Origin of the sequence: Buchnera aphidicola (Pterocomma populeum) (assembly GCF_049314985.1) — a bacterium.
GTDB classification, from domain to species: Bacteria; Pseudomonadota; Gammaproteobacteria; order Enterobacterales; family Enterobacteriaceae; genus Buchnera; species Buchnera aphidicola_BQ.
Map to the genome: position 1 here is coordinate 47,533 of NZ_CP186013.1, position 19,101 is coordinate 66,633.

The 19,101-nt window shown below is 20.6% G+C and carries 12 protein-coding genes; 11 read left to right on the plus strand and 1 reads right to left on the minus strand.

Going from position 1 to position 19,101, the window contains the following annotated elements:
• Positions 1 to 254: 254 nt before the first annotated feature.
• From leuS to tusA, 4 genes are all read left to right on the plus strand, one after another.
• Positions 255 to 2,846, plus strand: coding sequence for a leucine--tRNA ligase (gene leuS / locus ACOI1G_RS00245; protein ID WP_422667346.1), 2,592 nt, complete (start codon positions 255 to 257; stop codon positions 2,844 to 2,846).
• Between the two features lie 66 nt (positions 2,847 to 2,912).
• The gene (gene holA, locus ACOI1G_RS00250; protein WP_422667347.1) at positions 2,913 to 3,914 is read left to right on the plus strand and encodes a DNA polymerase III subunit delta; all 1,002 of its coding nucleotides are present in this window, start codon (positions 2,913 to 2,915) and stop codon (positions 3,912 to 3,914) included.
• 25 nt (positions 3,915 to 3,939) lie between these two features.
• Positions 3,940 to 4,566, plus strand: coding sequence for a nicotinate-nucleotide adenylyltransferase (gene nadD / locus ACOI1G_RS00255; protein ID WP_422667607.1), 627 nt, complete (start codon positions 3,940 to 3,942; stop codon positions 4,564 to 4,566).
• 54 nt (positions 4,567 to 4,620) lie between these two features.
• The gene (gene tusA / locus ACOI1G_RS00260) at positions 4,621 to 4,854 is read left to right on the plus strand and encodes a sulfurtransferase TusA (protein WP_422667348.1); all 234 of its coding nucleotides are present in this window, start codon (positions 4,621 to 4,623) and stop codon (positions 4,852 to 4,854) included.
• Between the two features lie 95 nt (positions 4,855 to 4,949).
• Here tusA and asd read toward each other — a convergent pair whose 3' ends face one another.
• The gene (gene asd, locus ACOI1G_RS00265) at positions 4,950 to 6,065 is read right to left on the minus strand and encodes an aspartate-semialdehyde dehydrogenase (protein ID WP_422667349.1); all 1,116 of its coding nucleotides are present in this window, start codon (positions 6,063 to 6,065) and stop codon (positions 4,950 to 4,952) included.
• Positions 6,066 to 6,467: 402 nt separating this feature from the next.
• On the opposite strand from asd, the gene ACOI1G_RS00270 reads away from it, so the two are divergent.
• The 7 genes from ACOI1G_RS00270 (at position 6,468) to recD (ending at position 19,085) form a co-directional block, all read left to right on the plus strand.
• Positions 6,468 to 7,061 carry a YhgN family NAAT transporter gene (locus tag ACOI1G_RS00270; protein WP_422667350.1) on the plus strand — a complete coding sequence of 198 codons (594 nt, stop codon included), beginning with the start codon at positions 6,468 to 6,470 and terminating at the stop codon, positions 7,059 to 7,061.
• A 119-nt stretch (positions 7,062 to 7,180) separates the two neighbouring features.
• Complete coding sequence (locus ACOI1G_RS00275; RefSeq protein WP_422667351.1) at positions 7,181 to 8,350, plus strand: phosphoglycerate kinase; 1,170 nt, start codon at positions 7,181 to 7,183, stop codon at positions 8,348 to 8,350.
• A 40-nt stretch (positions 8,351 to 8,390) separates the two neighbouring features.
• Positions 8,391 to 9,467: a class II fructose-bisphosphate aldolase gene (gene fbaA, locus ACOI1G_RS00280; RefSeq protein WP_422667352.1), complete on the plus strand. Its 1,077-nt coding sequence runs from the start codon at positions 8,391 to 8,393 to the stop codon at positions 9,465 to 9,467.
• A gap of 159 nt (positions 9,468 to 9,626) precedes the next feature.
• Positions 9,627 to 10,472, plus strand: coding sequence for a small-conductance mechanosensitive channel MscS (gene mscS / locus ACOI1G_RS00285; protein WP_422667353.1), 846 nt, complete (start codon positions 9,627 to 9,629; stop codon positions 10,470 to 10,472).
• A gap of 64 nt (positions 10,473 to 10,536) precedes the next feature.
• Entirely contained in the window at positions 10,537 to 13,707 is a 3,171-nt protein-coding gene (gene recC / locus ACOI1G_RS00290; protein WP_422667354.1) for an exodeoxyribonuclease V subunit gamma, read from the plus strand.
• Positions 13,708 to 13,734: 27 nt separating this feature from the next.
• On the plus strand, positions 13,735 to 17,241 hold the full coding sequence (recB, locus tag ACOI1G_RS00295) for an exodeoxyribonuclease V subunit beta (RefSeq protein ID WP_422667355.1): 3,507 nt from the start codon (positions 13,735 to 13,737) through the stop codon (positions 17,239 to 17,241).
• 5 nt (positions 17,242 to 17,246) lie between these two features.
• On the plus strand, positions 17,247 to 19,085 hold the full coding sequence (gene recD / locus ACOI1G_RS00300) for an exodeoxyribonuclease V subunit alpha (RefSeq protein WP_422667356.1): 1,839 nt from the start codon (positions 17,247 to 17,249) through the stop codon (positions 19,083 to 19,085).
• Positions 19,086 to 19,101: the final 16 nt, after the last annotated feature.

A 19,101-nucleotide genomic window follows, 5' to 3' on the forward strand; every position in this document is an offset into this window, starting at 1 on the left:
ATTTATTTAATAAAAAATATTTTTAATATAAATAGTTATGAAAAATGATTTCTAATAACAATATATTTAATAAAAGTAATATATTTAAAAAAATTCGATCAAATATAAAATATTTATATTTTATTAATTATAATTGTTTATTTTATCTATATAGTAAAAATATTATTAAGTATACAATTATATTTATTTTTAAAATTATATTAATAATAATAAAAAATATAATACTATATGTAAACATCTTATATGAGACAACGATGCAAAAAGAATATTTACCAAAAAATATTGAATGTTATGTACAAACACATTGGAACAATAAAAAAACATTTCAAGTCAAAGAAGATATTAAAAAAACAAAATATTATTGCTTGCCCATGTTACCATATCCATCAGGAAAATTACACATGGGACATGTAAGGAATTATACAATTAGCGATGTAATTGCAAGATATGAAAGAATGTTAGGAAAAAATGTTTTACAACCCATTGGATGGGATGCATTCGGATTACCTGCAGAAGAAGCTGCGATTAAAAATAACACAATACCCTCTCATTGGACGGAAAAAAATATACAATATATGAAAAAACAGCTTCAATCACTTGGTTTTAGTTATGATTGGAGTAGAGAAATTACAACATGTCAACCAGAATATTATCGTTGGGAACAATGGTTTTTTAATCAATTATATAAAAAAAAATTAGTTTATAAAAAAAAGAGCATTGTTAATTGGTGCCCTTATGATAAGACTGTATTAGCTAATGAACAAGTAATTAACGGGCATTGTTGGAGATGTCAAAACAAGATTATTAATAAAAAAATACCTCAATGGTTTATAAAAATCAGAAAATATGCTGAATCTTTACATAATGATCTTGATAAATTAAAAAATTGGCCTGAAAAAGTAAAAAATATGCAAAAAAATTGGATTGGAAGGATAAAAGGATTTGAAGTAACTTTAAATATTCATAAATATAAAGAAATATTAATTGCTTTTACTGATCGACTAGATGCTTTAATGGGCGCTACATTTATTTTAATATCATCTCAACATGAATTATTTGAAAAAATATGTAAAAAAAATATAAAAATAAAAAAATTAATTAAATTAAATTCTATTTTTTCAATAGAAAAAACAGAAAAAAACAAATATTTAGGTATTAATACTCAACTATTTGCTTTACATCCAATCACACAAGAAAAAATACCCATATGGATTGAAGATAATATTACAAAAGAATATGGTATTAAATCTATTTTAGCCATACCAGGACACAATCAAGATCATTATAATTTTGCCATTAAAAATAATTTATGTATAAAATATGTTATTAAAAACTCTTTTACAAAAAAAGATAACACTGATAATAAATGCAATACCAATACAGGAATATTGTTTAACTCTAAACAATTTGATAATTTGGATTATAATCAAAGCATAAAAGAAATTAAAAAAATATTATCACAAAAAACAATTATTAAACAAAAAATAAATTATAAATTACAAGATTGGTGCGTTTCTAGACAACGTTACTGGGGCACTCCTATTCCGATGGCAACATTAGAGGATGGAAAAATTATACCTATACCTGATAATCAATTACCAGTACTGTTAAAAAAAAATAAAAAATTTATCACAAATCTGTCACAATCTTACAATGATAAATTAAATGAACAAATGTATATAAATGGTCAAAAAGCCATTAGAGAAAAAGATACTTTTGATACATTTATGGAATCATCTTGGTACTATGTAAGATATACTTGTCCTCATTATACAAAAGGAATGGTTGATCGAAATGCAGCAAAATATTGGTTGCCTGTTGATCAATATATCGGCGGAATAGAACATGCAATTATGCATTTAATGTATTTTCGATTTTATCATAAATTACTTCGTGATTTTAAACTAGTAGATTTTGATGAACCAGTAAATCATTTACTTTGTCAAGGAATGGTTCTATCAGAAGCTTTTTATTACATTGGAAAAGACTCTTATCGTCATTGGGTACCTTCATCATCAGTATTAATAGAGCGAAATAAAATGGGGGAAATTACAAAATCATATACCAATACAGGACAAAAAGTTATTTATGCTGGAATGATAAAAATGTCTAAATCAAAGTATAATGGTATTGAACCAGAATTAATGATTAATCAATATGGCGCAGATACTATTCGCCTATTTATTATGTTTGCAGCACCAGTAGAATCTGCACTAGAATGGAAAGAATCAGGAGTGAAGGGAATGCATCGTTTTTTAAAGAAAATATGGAAATTAACATACCATTATATTCAAAAAAAACATACAGATACAATAATCAACATTAAAGAATTAAATCAAAAACAAAAAACACTATACTGCTATTTACATAAAACTATTGAAAAAGTGTCACATGATATGAAAAAAAGAAAAACATTCAATACTGCCATTGCTGCAATCATGAAATTTGTCAATTTATTAATAAATAGCTCAATTAATAGTATAATAGATCAGTCTATTATGCGAGAATCTTTAATTTCCATTATAAAAATGCTATATCCCTTTACACCACATTTTTCTTTTATTCTATGGAGAAACATAAATCCAAATAGCATTAATGATATTGATCATGAAACATGGCCCATAGCTAAAAAAGAAATATTATTTGAAAATTTTAGTACTATAATTGTTCAAATTAATGGAAAAACAAAATGCGTTATAAAAGTATCTCATCGGTCTACTCAAGAAGAAATTTTATCACAAATAAAAAGTAATACTATAATTCAAAAAAATATAAATAATATTAATTTTAATAATTTTATCTATATTCCACATAAAATAATTAATTTTATAACTTCTAAAATATAATATCTATTATTATATCTTTATAATAAAAAATTAATATTTTATAATTTGTTTGGTGTTAATCTAAGTATGAACAATATATATCCAGAAATACTAAAAAATAAATTAAATAAAAAATTGCATTTATATTATATATTTTTAGGAGAAGATATTCTTTTTTTAAAAAATAATCAAAAAATGATCTGTCAATTAGCATATAAACAAGGATTTATTAAAAAAAATATTATTAATATAGAAAAAAATATAGATTGGAATCAAATTATTAATTTTTATCAAACGAGAAATCTATTTGATAAAAAAAATATTTTAATCATTAATCTTTTAATAAAAATAACTACTCCCGTACTAATTAAAAATATTAATCAAATATCTCCATTATTTCATAAAGATAATTTAGTAATCTTAAAATGTTATAAATTATCTAGTATCTTTCTAGAAAAAAATAATCTTCATAAGTTATATACACCAGGTATAATTATATCTTGTTTTACTCTAAAAAAATATCAATTTATAAAATGGGTAAAATATGAAATACAAAAAAAAAATATCAATATAGATCAAAAATCTTATCTATTAATCTGTAAAAATTATGAAGGAAATACTATCTTTGTTTCACAAATATTAGATATACTATTTCTGATCTGGCCTAAAAAACATATTACAATAAAAGAAACAAAAAAAATTATTAATAATTTTTCTATTTATTCTCCTATAGAATGGATCAATTCTATTTTTAATGGTGATAAAAAAAAATCTCTTGATATATTACATAGTTTTTCTATGCAAAAGTATAATCCTCTTATTTTAATACGTTGTTTACAAAAAGATATATTAAAATTATTATTTATGAAAAAAGAAAAAAAAATTAATATAAATAAATTTATTCAAAAAAAATATTTTTCACACACCAGATCTGTATTTTTTATACATGCTTGTAAATATATTCAGGTTGATCAATGTATAAAAGCTATCAAAATACTAGTACAAATAGAAATAAAAATTAAAAAAAAATATGATAATGATATCTGGTTATATTTAAAAACATTAACATTACTATTAATTTCACAATGATTTCTATGAAAAAAAAAATCAAAAAATTTATGCAATATTTGGTGGAAATTTTAATCCTATTCACTATGGACATATTTATTCTGCGCAAAATATTGCTAAAGAAATAAAAATTAAAAAAATTATATTATTACCTAATAGAAACCCGCCTCATAAAAAAATAACAGAAATATCGATTATAGATAAAATTAATATGATTAAATTAGCTATTAAAAATAATTATTTATTTACAATAAGTATTTTAGAATCTAAAGATAAAAGAATTTTTTATACTATAGATACTTTAAAAAAAATTAGAAAAAAAATTGGATATTTAAAACCATTGTTTTTTATAATAGGACAGGATAATTTAGAATTATTTGATACATGGAAAGATTGGAAAAAAATACTATTATTGACTCATTTAATAATACTACCTAGAAAATGTACAGAAAAAAAAAATATTTTTTTAAAAAAGTGGATTAATTCTCATATGACAAATAATATTAAGTTATTACATTATCAAACTGCTGGATTAATTTTTTTTTCTAAAATACCATTAATTAATATTTCATCTAGCCAAATAAGAGATAATTATTTTCAAGGAAAAAATTCTTCTCAATTATTACCATATGCTGTCCAACAATATATTAATTTAAAAAAATTATATTTATAAATTATCTACAAAATAATAAATAACATTTAAATATAAGATACGCAAAAAAAAATAATGAAAAAAAAAGATAAAACTATAAATGTCATTGGATTAAGATGTCCTGAAACCATTATGATTATTAGAAAAGAATTAAGAAAAATGAAAATAAATGAAATTATAATGATTTTATCTGATGATCCTGCAACTATAAGAGATATTCCTAAATTTTGTTTTTTTATGAAATATAAATTATTAACATGTAATATTAAACAAAAACCTTATAAATATTTATTAAAAAAAAAAGAATAAAAAATATACACTAAATTTAACATATGTTATATAAATTAAATGAATATGTTAAGAATAGTGTATACTGTAATTATAATAATAAAAAAATATAAAAATTATAAATTAATTAACAAATTTAACATTCTTCTTAATGGTTCTGCAGCACCCCATAATAATTGATCACCTACAGTAAATGCAGAAATATATTTATTTCCTATGCTTAGTTTTTTTATACGACCTATAGGTATATTTAATGTATTCGTAACAGCAGAAGGTGTAAGTTTTAATAATGTGTCTTGTTTAGTATTTGGAATAACATTAACCCAAATATTATGATTTTTAATAATTTCCTCAATATTTTGGATAGATAAATTTTTCTTAAGCTTAATGGTAAATGCTTGACTATGACATCTTAACGAACTGATACGTACACATAAACTATCAATTAAAATAGGATTTCTAGATTGTAAAATTTTATTTGTCTCAAATTCTCCTTTCCATTCTTCACGAGTTTGTCCATGTTCCATTTTTGAATCAATCCATGGTATTAAACTACTAGCTAATGGAACTGAAAAATAATCTATAGGAAAATTTTTACTGTGTATAGAATTTGTCACTTGATTTAAAATATCTAAAATAGAAAAAGAATCATTATATAATGAATCAGAAACAACATTATATAATTTTCCCATTTGTTTTAATAATTCTTTAATATATTGAGCACCTGCTCCAGAAGCAGATTGATAAGTAGATACTGAAATCCATTCAATCAATTCATTTTGAAATAAACCAGCTAATGACATAAGCATTAAACTAACAGTACAATTTCCTCCAACAAAAGTTTTTATACCATTATTAATAGAATTTATTATAAATTCATTATTCACAGGATCTAATATAATAATAGCATCATTATGTATTCTTAAAGTAGATGCTGCATCTATCCAATATCCATTCCAACCAATACTACGTAATTTAAAATATACATCTTTAGTATAATTTCCTCCTTGACAAGTTAAAATAATATCCATTTCTTTTAGAAAATCAATATCATAGGCATTTTTTAAATTTTTATATAAAATATTATTAATTAATGGACCATTACTACCGAATTGAGAAGTAGAGAAAAAATAAGGATGAAAATTTAAAAAATCATTTTCTTCTTTCATTCTTTGTATTAAAACAGATCCAACCATACCACGCCAGCCAACCAAACCAACAGATTTTAGCATAAAGTAATACACGATTATTTAAATAAATTATTTTTACTTTTAAATAATTTAATGATATTTATCGGCCTCCAAAAAAATATAAAAATTTTATTACTAAAAATTTTTAATATAAATAAAATATATCATTTATATTTTTAAAAAATTTCGTTATAAAATAAAATTATTAAAAAATATTTATTAAAAAAATTAAAATAAAAAAATCTATTTTAATTTTAAATTTACTATAAAATTATCATATATTTAAAGAAATTTTATAATTTATTCATATAAATTATTATTACAGATCATATATCATAATATATAATGTATATTTTTTAACTATTTTATATAGAAAATTATTTTCTATATTAATAAAAAATTTAATAAAATATAATAAGTATATAAAGGGTATAATAAATTAAAATGACTGAAATAATTTCTACCACTATATTATTAACTCTAATTATGGATCCTTTAGGTAATCTTCCAATTTTTATGGCAATATTAAAAAAAATAGAACCCAGAAGACAAAAAATTATAGTTATACGAGAAATGATTATTGCATTAATTATTATGTTACTATTTTTATTCATTGGAGAAAAAATATTAAATATTCTAAATTTAAAAACTGAAACTGTATCAATATCAGGGGGAATTATTTTATTTTTTATAGCTTTAAGTATGATTTTTCCTTCTGAAAATATAGAAAATAATTCTATGTCTTTAGATGAAGAACCTTTTTTAGTCCCTTTAGCCATTCCTTTAGTAGCCGGACCATCTTTACTTGCAACATTAATGTTACTATCTCACCAATATTTAAATAATATTTCTTCTTTAGTTCTATCATTATTTATCTCTTGGTTATTAACATTAATAATACTTTTATTATCTGGTTTTTTCTTACAATTTTTTGGCATTAAAGGAGCTAATGCTTTAGAACGTCTTATGGGATTAATTTTAATCATGTTATCAACACAAATGTTTTTAGATGGAATTAAAATCTGGTTAAATCGTTAAAATACTAATTGACAGAATAATATATAAAAATATATTTTTAATAATATTACAATTTAAAGTGTTTATTAAAAAATAAAAAATTTTATATTTACATGAAACATCATATAAAATGGTAATTTATGAATATTAAAAAAATGGTCGATTTAGACTTAAATAATAAAAAAGTATTAATTAGAGTTGATTTAAATGTACCTATTGAAGATGGAAAAATTACATCTGATGCAAGAATTATTGCAACTTTACCAACTATTGAATTAGCTATTAAAAATAATGCTAAAATTATGATCATGTCCCATTTAGGAAGACCTCAAGAAGGAATATATACAAAAAAATATTCTTTATTTCCAATCTTTCAGTACTTAAAAAATTATTTTAAAAAAGAAAAAATATACTTTTCTAATGATTATTTAAATGGTATTGATATTAATCCTGGAGAAATATATATATTAGAAAATGTTCGATTTAATTGTGGAGAATTAAAAAATGATCATAAGTTATCAAAACAATATGCTAATCTATGTGATATTTTTGTTATGGATGCTTTTGGTAGTGCACATAGAATACAAGCATCTACTTATGGTATTGGAAATTTTGTTAAAATTGCATGTGCTGGACCACTTTTAATATCTGAAATTAATTCTTTAAAAAAAGCTATAAAAAATCCTCAACGTCCTTTAATTTCTATTATCGGAGGATCAAAAGTATCAACAAAATTTAATATATTAAATAAAATATCACAAATTTCAGATACTGTAATAGTAGGAGGTGGAATAGCTAATACATTTTTAGCAATAAATAATAAAATTGGAAAATCTCTATATGAAAAAAATTTTATATTAAAAGCAAAAAAATTATATGATAAATATAATATTATTGTACCTATTGATTCTAGAGTAGGAAAAAATTTTTCTCATAAAGAAAAAGCAGTTATTAAATTAATTTCTAATATTAAAGATAATGAAGAAATTATGGATTTTGGTGATAAAACTATTCAAAAAATTACTGATATTATAAAAAAAGCCAAAACTATTATCTGGAATGGTCCGGTAGGAGTATTTGAATTTAAACATTTTAGAATAGGTACTGAAATGATTGCTAAAGCCATTTCTGATAGTAATGCTTTTTCCATCGCTGGAGGTGGTGATACATTATCTGTTATTGATATGTTTAATATTAAAAATAATATTTCTTATATCTCTACTGGAGGAGGAGCTTTTTTAGAATTTATAGAAGGTAAAAAATTACCTTCTATACAAATGCTAGAAAATCATTTTCAAAATCAATTATAATAAAATTATACATGTTTTATAAAAATATCACAGGAAAAAAATGAATATTTTAAATTTTGTTAAACCTGGTGTTATAACTGGTTATGAAGCTCAATTAATATTTAATATAGCTAAAAAAAATAAATTTGCAATACCAGCTGTAAATTGCATAGGAACAGATTCTATTAATACTGTATTAGAAACAGCAGCAAGAGTACGATCCCCAATTATTATACAATTTTCTCATAGTGGATCTTCTTTTATTTCAGGTTATAAAAATAGATTTAAAAAAAAACAAGAATCAGCGATCAAAGGAGCTATATCTGGTGCGCAGCATACACATTTAATTGCAAAAGACTATGATGTACCTGTTATTCTTCATACTGATCATTGTTCAAAAGATATTTTAGAATGGATTGATGGACTATTAGAAGAAGGTGTTCATTATTATAAAAATTACGGAAAACCTTTATTTACCTCTCATATGATCGATTTATCTAAAGAGTCCTTACAAAATAACATATCTATTTGTAGCCAATATTTAAAAAAAATGAAAAGAATTAATATGATGCTAGAAATAGAATTAGGATGTACTGGTGGTGAAGAGGATGGTATAGATAACAGTAAGATAGATAAAAAATTATTATATACACACCCAAATGATGTAAATTATGCATATGAAAAATTAAGCAAGATTAGTAATAATTTTAGTATTGCAGCTTCATTTGGTAATATACATGGTGTATATCAGCCGGGAAACGTTGAATTAAAACCAATCATTTTAAAACAATCACAAGAATATGTTTCTATGAAACATCACTTAAATGAACTACCACTAAATCTAGTATTTCATGGTGGTTCCGGTTCTAATCTAAAAGAAATACAAGAATCTATTAGATATGGTGTAGTAAAAATGAATATTGATACTGATATGCAATGGGCAACATGGAACGGTGTATTAAAATTTTATAATAAAAACAAAAAATTTTTACAAAATCAATTAGGTAGCGAAAATGAAAAAAATCAACCTAATAAAAAATATTATGATCCTCGATCTTGGATAAGAGAAGCACAAGAATCTATGTCTATTAGATTAGAAAAAGCATTTAAAGAATTAAATGCTTTTAACATATTATAGATATAATATTATAATAAATTAATTTAAATATTATTGCGGGGAATAAAAAATATTCTCCGAAAGAATCATATTTTAAATAAATATAAATATATTAATATTTTAAATCTATTTGTAAAAAATAAATTATAAAAATATCAAAAATTAATTATAGAGATCAAAATGCATGAATTAAATGTAGTAAATGATATTAATCACGCTGGAAACTGGTTAATACGTAATCAAGAACTATTACTAGAATATATAATAAATCTTACATCATCTATATTTATTTTAATCACTGGTATATTTATAGGTAAAATGTTATCTACAGGTGTTAATCAAGTATTAATTACTCGTCATATAGATATTACTATCTCTGGATTTCTTTCTGCATTAATACGATATATTGTGATTACTTTTACATTAATCGCTTCATTGGGAAGAATTGGTGTTCAAACTACATCTATTATAGCAATATTAGGTGCTGCCGGTATGGCAATTGGACTAGCTTTACAGGGATCTTTATCAAATTTTGCAGCTGGAGTATTACTTGTTGCATTGAGACCTTTTAAAACTGGAGAATATGTTAATTTAGGAAATGTATCAGGAACTGTATTAAATATTCATATTTTTTATACTACATTACGAACTTTAGATGGAAAAATGGTTGTAGTACCGAATAATAAAATTATTTCTGGTAATGTTGTTAATTATTCTAGAGAACCAGCACGTCGGAATGAATTTATTATTAGTGTTGCATACGATACAGATATTGATTTAGTATTAACTGTATTACGAAATGTAGTAGATAATGAAGAACGAGTGATAAAAGATAGAGATATTATTGTTGGATTAAGTGAATTGGCTCCATCTTCTTTAAATTTTATTGTTCGTTGTTGGAGCAATACTAACGATCTAAATACTGTATATTGGGATTTAATGGCAAAATTTAAAAAAGCATTAGATCAAAATAATATTAATATTCCATATCCACAAATAGATGTTCATCTTTATAAGAAAAAATAAGATACTAAGTAAATGATATAAATATTATATTAATATATCATATAATTTTAAATATAAGGTATTCATGTTTATTGTTTATAAATCAAATCAAATAAATATTTTATTTTCTAAAATTTGTCAAATTATTAAAAAAAAACCAATGAAAACACCTTTTTCAAAAGAATTTTTTATTCATGATAATAAAATATTATTCGAATGGTTAAATATGTTTATTGCAAATGAAGAAGGTATTTCAGCAAATTTTCAATTTTATTATACTCATTCTTTTATTTGGAAAATATTTCAAATGTTCATTCCAGAAAAGAAAATAACTAATATATATAAAACATCTCTGATGACTTGGAATATTATGAATATAATAGAAAAAAAAAATTATTCTCATGTTATTAATATAAAAGATAATCAAATAAAAAAATTTAAATTTTCTTTTTTAATGGCAAAAATTTTTCAAAAATATCTAATTTATCGACCACAATGGATTACTATGTGGGAAAAAAACAATAGTATATTAAATATTGAAAAACATGAGGAATGGCAAATAAAGTTATGGAACGAACTAAATATTTCAATAAAAAAAATTGATCCATTACCATTACACTTTACAAATATATTTGAAAGAATAAAAAACATAAAAAATGAAAAAAAAAATAATCAATATAATTTTTCTATTCGATATTTTATTATGTCATCTTTTTCATTAAATCCAATTTATATAAAAATATTAAAAATTCTAGGACAATATATTAATATTTACTTATTATATGTTACACCATGTAAAAAAAATATATTTTATAATGATTTGTTAAATAAAAAAGAAATATTAAACAAAAAATATCACCCTAATAACTCATTAATGATATTATGGGGAAAATATGAAAAAATTTATTCTTTTTATATTAATTCAAAAAATACAAAAATTATTAATTGTTTTAAAAAAATAAAAGAAATTAATTTATTAAATATGATTCAAAATCATATTTTAAATACAAATAATAATCATAAAAATAACAAAAAAAAAATTATATATCCTAGTGATCATTCTATTTCTATTAATTCATGCTATAACGAAAAACATGAAATTCAAATATTATATCAAAAAATAATAACAATTTTTCAAATACACCCAAATATTTTACCTGGTGATATTATTGTTATATCAAATAAAATACATCAATACATTTCATTTATTAACGAAATATTTAAATCTGAAAGTAATTTATATCAGATTCCATTTTGTATTAATGAAGAAAAATCTAAAAGAAAAAATATTCTTTTTTCTGCTTTTAGTAAAATACTATATCTTCCTTATTCTCGTTTTAATAATGAAGAAATATTAAATTTACTTGAAACTCCAGAAATAGCACAAAAATTTCATATTTCTGAAGATGAAATAGAAATAATAAATAATTGGATAAAAATAGTTAATATTAGATGGGGTATTGATAAAAAACATAAAAATAAATTATTTTCAATAAAAAATGAAAAAAATACATGGTTATATGGTATTAAAAGATTATTACTTAGTTATGCGATAAATCAAGAAAATGCTATTTGGAATAATTATTTATCATGTTTATCGATTAATGGATCTCAATCAAAATTACTTGGAAAAATAGCATACTTCATAGACATTCTTGATAAATGGAGAAAAAAATTATCTAAACCAAAAACATTTAAATCTTGGTATTTATTATTTAATCTTTTAATTGATGATTTTTTTGAAAAAAATATTACTTTAAATGAATCAATATATATAATGCGAAATAATTGGAAAAAAATTACATATAATGGAATCACTTCTAATTATAAAAAAAAAATCTCCATTGATATAATTAGAATGAGTTTTATTTATTATATGAATACTATCAACAAAACAAAATTTTTACCTGGTGTAATTAATTTTTGTAATCCTCAAACAGTATATTATATTCCTTTTAAAATAATTTGTATTCTTGGTGTAAATGAAAAAAATGTTCCAAGACAACAAAAAATATTAGATATTAATCTATTACATAATTATCAAGAAATAGGTGATAATAATAAAAGATTAAAAGACTTATACTTATTTTTACAAAGCCTTTATGCTGCTAAAAAATATTTTTATATTAGTTATATTAGATATTCTCTGCAAAAAAATAGTAACATCAATATGTCTGTATTAATAGACCAGCTTTTTCAATATATATCATCTAATTTTTATTTTATAGAAGACAAAAATCTAAGTTTTGAAAATAATAAAAAAAAAATTATTCATCATTTTTATAAATATCATGAATACCAATACAATTATTCAATAAAAAATACAAAACAAAAAAATAGAAATAATCACGTTAATTTATTACTTGATCAAACAATATATCAAATTAATTATAAAGATCTAATTAATTTTTGGAAAAATCCTATACATTATTTTTTTAAAAATAAATTTAAAGTAAATTCTATTTTTCTAAAAGAAGAAAAAATTTATACAGAACCTTTTGAAGTAAATACATTAGATTCTTTTCAATTAAAAAAAAATATATTAAAAAAAATAATAAATAATGAAAATATAGAAAAATTATTTAAATATTATCAATTATCTGGAATTCTTCCTTATAAATATTTTGGAAAAATATTTTTAAAAAAACAAATATTTGAAATGAAAAAAATAGCAAATTTAATATTTACATTTAAAAAAAATACTCAAAAAATAGAATTTGATTTAAAAATAAAAAAATATCATATTTATGGAACATTATCTGAAATACAAGACACTGGTTTATTACGTTGGAAACCAACTACTATTAATAATAATGATAAAATATCACTATGGATAGAACATCTTATTTACTGTTCTTTAGGTAGAACAGGAGAAAGTAAAATTATTGGATATAACAATGAAATATGGTGTTTTTCATCTATACCATGTGAAACAGCAAAAAAATATCTACTAAATTATGTTATAGAATATATAATAGGAATAAAAAAACCTTTATTTTTATTAAAATCAGGTGCATCTTGGTTAAACTATATTTATGATACAAAAAAAAAATATATTACAAATAATAAAATAAAAAGAAAAACAGGATATTTAATATTATTAGATACATGGAATGGAAATAAATATTATACAGGCGAAAAAGAAGATCTATATATTAAAAATATTATTTCAACATTAAATAATAATAATATACGAAAAATTTGTGCAATATCTAAAAAATGGTTATTACCTATATTGCAAAATAGAAAAAAATAAAAATATATATCTTTAAGGAGTATAAGAATGAAAGTAATACAGGGAAAAAAATTAGATATATTTAAAATATCATTAAAAAATATAAAATTAATTGAAGCATCAGCTGGAACAGGAAAAACATTAACTATAGTATTCTTATATTTACGGTTATTACTTGGACTAAAGAATCTCAAAGAAAATAATAAACCATTACTAATAAAAGAAATATTAGTACTAACGTTCACGAATGCAGCCAAAGAAGAACTAAAATTTAGAATTAAAGAAAATGTTAAAAATTTATATTTAGCTTGTATAGAAAAAAAAAGCAATAATCCACTGTTAATCTTATTCCTAAAAAATATTTTAAATTTAAATCAAGCTATTCAATTATTAAAAAATGCTAATGATGATATTGATCAAATATCTATATATACTATACATGAATTTTGTTTAAAAATGTTAGAATCAAAAACAATTGATTTTCATTCTTATTTTGATCAAAAAATTGTTAAAAATGAAGATGCATTATATCTAAAATCTATTGAAGATTTTTGGAGATATTATTTTTATCCTTTATCAAAAGATATTATTAAAAATATTATGAACGAATATTCTTCTCCAATGTCTTTATTTAAAGAAATAAAACCATTATTATGTATAAATTCTATGAATATTCAACATAATTTTAAAAAATATGAAACATTGACAGGTTATTATAATAAAATAATCAATAAAATTAATAACTTTAAAAAAAAATGGTTATTATATTATAATGATATAATATGCATAATCAATAATTTAAAAATTAATAAAAGAATATATCATCAAAATAATCTAAATAGATGGATCAATATTATAACTATCTGGGCAAATAAAAAAACAAATAATTTTTATATCCCGATAATATTAACATATTTTTCTAAAAAAAAAATAGAATCACATATAATAAATGATCATATTTTAAAACATTATTTTTTTAAAGAAATTCAAGATATTTTAAAAAAAAAATTTTCTTTGAAAAATATTATTATATTTTATGCACTTCAAAAAATACCCTCATTTTTAAAAAAAAATAAAGATAATAAATGTTTATTTAGTTTTAATGACTTATTAACATTACTTTCAAAAAATATTAAAAAAAATCAATATTTAAGTCAATCAATAAGAAAAACATATCCAGCAGCTTTTATTGATGAATTTCAAGATACTGATATTCAGCAATATCAAATATTTCATAAAATCTACAAAAAAAATATAAATACAATATTGTTTCTTATTGGAGATCCTAAGCAATCTATATATAGTTTTAGAGGAGCGGATATTTTTTCTTATTTATATGCAAAAAATAAAATAAAACATTATTACTATCTTGATACTAATTGGCGTTCTTCAATAAATATGTGTAATAGTATTAATATTTTATTTTCTCAAAATAATAATCCGTTTCTCTTTAAAAATATTAATTTCAGTCCAGTTATTCCTGCAGCTAAAAATATAAATATGAACTTTAAAATAAAAGGAAAAATTCAAACAGCATTACGATTTTTTTTTCTACCACAAAAACAAGCATATGTTAAAGATTATCAAAGATGGATATCAAAACAATGTGCATATGAAATTAGTTATTGGTTGATGTGCGCAAAAAAAGGAGATGCAACTATTACTATAAAAAATCAAGAAAAAATATTAAAAAAAAATGATATATGTATATTAGTCAGAAATAAAATAGAAGCATTAATAATTCAAAAAGAATTAAAAAATATTAATATTGAATCAATATATTTATCTGAAAAAAAAAATATATTTAATACTACAGATGCTTATGAACTACTATTAATATTAAAGTCAATTTTAAATCCTGTAAATGAAAAATTATTTCTTCAAGCCAGTATCACTCATATTTTTCAAAAAATTTTATCTTATACAAATAATAAAAAAAATTATTTTTTAATCGAAAAAATATATTTTTATCATAATATATGGAAAAAAAAAAACATTTTTCATATGATTCAAAGAATCATTTTAGATTATCAAAATAACATTAATTACTTTGAAAAAGAAAAAAATCACAAAAAAAATATGAATTTTTTATATTTAGCAGAATTATTAGAAAAAAAATTTAATAATCTTATTAATAAAACATCTTTAGTAAGATGGTTCGAAAACAAAATATTTCAAAAAAAAAATAATATTAATACTGAAACAATAAAAACAATTTCTGATCAATCAGATATTATTAAAATTACTACAATTCATAAATCTAAAGGTTTAGAATATCCCATTACATGGATACCATTTAGTTTTCAGTCTATAAAAACGAAATTATCTTTATATCATAATGAACAAAATAAAAAAATATTTTTTGATCTAACAGAAAAAAATACAAATTTCAAAATTGCAAAAAAAGAACAATTAGCAGAAGAAATACGTTTTTTATATGTAGCACTAACTAGATCTATGGTTCATTGCAGTATAGGAATTGCATCTATAATTGAAAAAAATAAAATAAAAAATAATGATCATAGTGATATTCACAAAAGTGCATTAGGATATCTTATTCAAAATGGATGTTCAATGAACTATGATGAATTAAATGATAAATTACATCAATTAGATACACAAAACTGTATAGAAATTAACAATTCAATTATAAAATCTAATATATTAGTTGAAAAAAATTCAATAAAAAATATACAAAAATATGATTTATGTAATAATAAAAAACATAATATTTGGAGTATTACAAGCTATACTCATTTAAATTTACAAAATCAACTATATTTATCCAATCATTATCCAACATTATCAGAAAAAATTTCATGCATAGATATAAAAAAAAATGAAAAAAAATATACTATTCATAGCTTTCCTAAAGGAAAACATACTGGAAAAATACTACATAATATACTAAAAGAAATAGATTTCAAAAAAAATATAGATTTTATAAAATTTTCTCAAAAAATAGAAAAATATCAAATTAATAAAAAATGGATATTAATATTATTTAATTGGATAAATAATATCATTAATATTCCTATTACAAAAAAAAATATAATTTTATCACAATTAAAAAAAACAGAATATATTAAAGAATTAGAATTTTGTTTACCTATAAAAAAAATATTATCTAGTAATATCTTTAATAATCTTATTCAATCTTATGATCCAATATCTAAAATATCTCCAAAATTATCTTTTAATTCTGTATATGGATTTTTAAAAGGTTTTATTGATTTATTTTTTATATGGAATAAGAAATATTATATTATAGATTATAAATCAAACTGGTTAGGAAAAAATAATAGCTATTATTCAATCGAAAATATGAAAGGAGAAATTATTAAGCATAGATACGATTTACAATATCAAATATATACTGTGGCTATACATCAATATTTAAAACAAAAAATAAAAAAATATCATTATAATACACATTTTGGAGGAGTTTTTTACATTTTTTTACGTTCTATAGAAAAAAATAATAAAAAAAATGGAATTTTTTATATTCTTCCTGATTACAAATTAATAAAGAAAATGGTTTATTTATTTTCATAAAAAAAATGAGAAAATATCATGACAATAGAACTATTATTAAGAGATGCAGTAAAAAAAAAATCATTCAACCAATAGATTTTTATTTTTCTGAATTTATTTCCGAAAAAAACTCTATTATTATGTTAATTGCAGCCTGTTTAAGCTATGAGAGTCGCAATGGAAAAACTTTTTTATCTATTGATTATTTTAAAAATCATTGTTTTTTTTCTAACAAAAATAAAAATTTAATTAAAAAAATTTTAAATTCATTAGGTAAAATTACTAACTGGTTATTAGAACTTTCACAATCACATGCTGTTAGTGACGGATCTAGTATTACACCTTTAATACTATATAAAAATAAGCTCTATCTTTATAAGATGTGGAAAGCAGAAAAAAATATTTTAAAAATATTATATCTTCGCAATAATTTAAACAATATTAATATAGAAAAATTCTCAAAAATATTAAAAATATTATTTCCACAAAATAATGATAATATGCAAAAAATAGCTGTTACACTATCTTTACTAAGAAATATACTTTTTATCATTGGTTCACCTGGTACTGGAAAAACAACAACTATAATAAAAATCATTATAGCCTTAATCAAAAATACTAAAAATAAAATTAAAATTCAATTGGCTGCACCAACAGGAAAAGCTGCAAGTAGATTAAATGATATCTTACAAGATAAAATGCTTAATATATTACTTGATAAAAAAGAACAAAAAAATATTCCATCTATCGCAATAACATTACATAAATTATTTAATATTAAACAAATATCTTATAAAAATATTTTTAATAAAATTAACTTGTTAAAGTTAGATGTTTTAATTATTGATGAATCATCCATGATAGATCTTTTAATGATGGAACATATATTTTTTGCATTATCGAAAGAAACTAAAATTATTTTCATAGGAGATCATCATCAATTACCTCCTATAGAAACAGGATCTATTCTAAAAGATCTTTGTTATTATGCTAATGATGGATATAGCCCAGAAATAATATTTAAATTACAAAAAATAAATAAATATATAAAATTAAAAACTAATAATACCCAAAGCGCATTTATCAGTAATAGTATATGTGTTTTAAAAGAAAATCACAGATTTCATAAAAATTCTGGAATTCATATATTCGCTAATGCAATACATAAAAATGAACACAACGTTATAAAAAAAATATTTACTAATAAAATACCTAATATTGTTTATTACAATATAAAAAATAATCTACAATATAAAAATATGATTTCTCAAATTATTAAAAAATATAAAAAATACTGGATTTTAATTAATCAAAAAGAAAATATGAAATCTATTATTAATCAATTTCAAAAATATCAAGTATTATGCTTATTAAAAAATGGTATGTTTGGTGTTACTGGTTTAAATGAACAGTTAGAATATAATATGCATCAAAAAAAAATTATTCAATATTATAATATTAATCACAAAAATTGGTATATAGGAAAACCTATTATTATTACAAAAAATAATAAATATTTAGATTTATATAATGGTAATATTGGAATTACTAATATGAGCAAAAAAAATATTTTACAAGTTTCTTTTTTAGAAAACAAAAATAGTATTAAAAATATCCCAGTTCATATCTTACAAGATTATGAAACAGCTTGGGCTTTAACTGTACATAAAGCACAAGGATCTGAATTTAATCATACAATTTTAGTTTTACCTAATACTATCGTAAAAATATTTAATAAAGATCTTTTATATACTGCTGCAACAAGATCAAAAGAAAAATTATCTATATACGGAGAGAAAAAAATATTTTTCAATATTTTTTTTAAAATGAAAAATATAGAAAAGGTCAATAAATTAATTATTTAATATAATAATTTATAAA